Origin of the sequence: Streptosporangium sp. NPDC006013, assembly GCF_040614275.1 — a bacterium.
GTDB lineage: Bacteria > Actinomycetota > Actinomycetes > Streptosporangiales > Streptosporangiaceae > Streptosporangium.
Genome location: NZ_JBEXUE010000880.1, coordinates 1 through 1889, shown reverse-complemented (window position 1 = coordinate 1889; position 1889 = coordinate 1). Strand labels below are relative to the sequence as shown.

Genomic DNA, 1889 nt, shown 5'->3' with positions numbered 1-1889 from the left:
ACCACCGCACCCCGCGTCACCACCACCAGCCGCGCATCAGCACACCGCTCATCGGCCAGCCACCCCTGCACCAACCCCAGAACACGAGCGGTCAACGCGTGCGCCGCCCCCACCACGTCCCCGTCCCCGGCCGACCCGACCACGACGGTCACCACCTCCGGCACCACCTCCAGCGCCGCCAGCTCCACCTCCGGATCCGATGCCAGATCCAGGGTCAGCTCGGCCACCTGAGTGAGGGGACCGGACGCCGAGGACGCCGAGGACGCTGCCGCCTCCGGCGACATCGCCCACTCCAGGCGGAACAGCGCGTCCCGCTCCAGCGCCCGACCATCAGCACCGGAGAGGTCATCAACCGAGATCGGGCGCAGCACCAGCGAGCGAGCCGACAGCACCGGCTCCCCCGCCGCATCCACCGCACTCAACGACACCGCATCACCACCCACCCAGGCCAACCGCACCCGCAACACCGACGCACCACCCGCGTGCAGACACACCCCACCCCACGAGAACGGCAACCGCACACCCTCGGAACCCTCCAGATCAGCAAAGGCCACCGCGTGCAACGCCGCATCCAGCAACGCCGGATGCAACCCGAACCCACCCGCATCGACAACCTGCCCAGGCAGCCCGACCTCGGCGAACACCACACCGTCCGCACCCCGCCAAGCTCCCCGCAACCCCTGGAACACCGGCCCGTAACCCAGCCCACCCCCGGCCAGCCGCTCATACAACCCGTCCAGCTCAATCACCGACGCACCCCGCGGCGGCCACACCGCCGTATCGAACCGCTCCCCGGCCTGGCCACCGACCGCCAGCACACCGATCGCGTGCCGCACCCAGGCATCGTGATCATCGGCCCCGGCCGGCCGGGCATGAACACTCACCTCACGCCGACCCATCCCGTCCACGGACCCCACCCGCACCTGCACCGCGACGGCATCGTCCGCACCCAGCACCAGCGGCGCGGTCAAGGTCAGCTCTTCGACCAGATCACAACCGACCTCATCACCCGCCCGCACCACCAACTCCAGGAACCCGGTACCGGGGAAGATCACCATCCCGCCCACCACATGATCGGCCAGCCACGGATGCGACCCCAGCGAGATACGACCGGTCAGCAGCGCCTCGTCGGTGTCGGCCAGACCCATGGCGGCACCCAGCAGCGGATGCCCCGCCACGACCTGTCCGAGACCTTCGGCATCTCCGGCCCGTCTGCCACTCGGCCAGAACCACTGACGCTGGAAGGCGTAGGTGGGCAGCTCCACCCGGCGGGCACCGGGGAACATGGCCGGCCAGCTCACCGGCACCCCATGCACGTGCAGTCCGGCCAGCGCCATCATGATCGTCGCCTGCTCGTCCTGGCCCCCGCGCAGCGCCGACACCAGCACCGGGTCCGAGTCCACATAGCCGCCCATCCCCTCGGCGGCCGCCCGCGAACGGACAGTCTCATCCGCGTCGGCGAGCGCGGTAAGGGTGTCGTCGGCCATGGCGGTCAGTACGCCGTCGGGGCCCAGTTCCAGGTAGGCCCGCACTCCCTGAGCGTGCAGCGTCCGGACACCGTCGGAGAAGCGGACGGCCTGGCGGACCTGGTCGACCCAGTAGTCCGGCGAGCACAGCTGCTCGTCGGTGGCCGCCTGCCCGGTCACCGTGGACACCACCGGGATCTGTGACGGGCCGTAGGACAGCGTCCGAGCCAGGGCACGGAAGTCCTCCAGCATCGGCTCCATCAACGGCGAATGGAACGCGTGCGACACCCGCAACCGCTTCGTGCGCACCCCACGCTCCTCCAGCGCGGCGGCCACCTCCAGCACCGCCTCCTCAGTGCCGGAGATCACCACCGAGGCCGGACCGTTCACCGCCGCGACCGACACCTCCTTCTCACGCCCGGC

1 protein-coding gene is annotated in these 1889 nt (G+C 70.7%); it reads right to left on the bottom strand.

Features of this window, described 5'->3' with window-relative positions; genetic code table 11:
* Positions 1-1889, bottom strand: a 1889-nt coding sequence (locus tag ABZ260_RS50575; RefSeq protein ID WP_355632993.1) for a polyketide synthase dehydratase domain-containing protein, incomplete at both ends; no start/stop codon positions are given.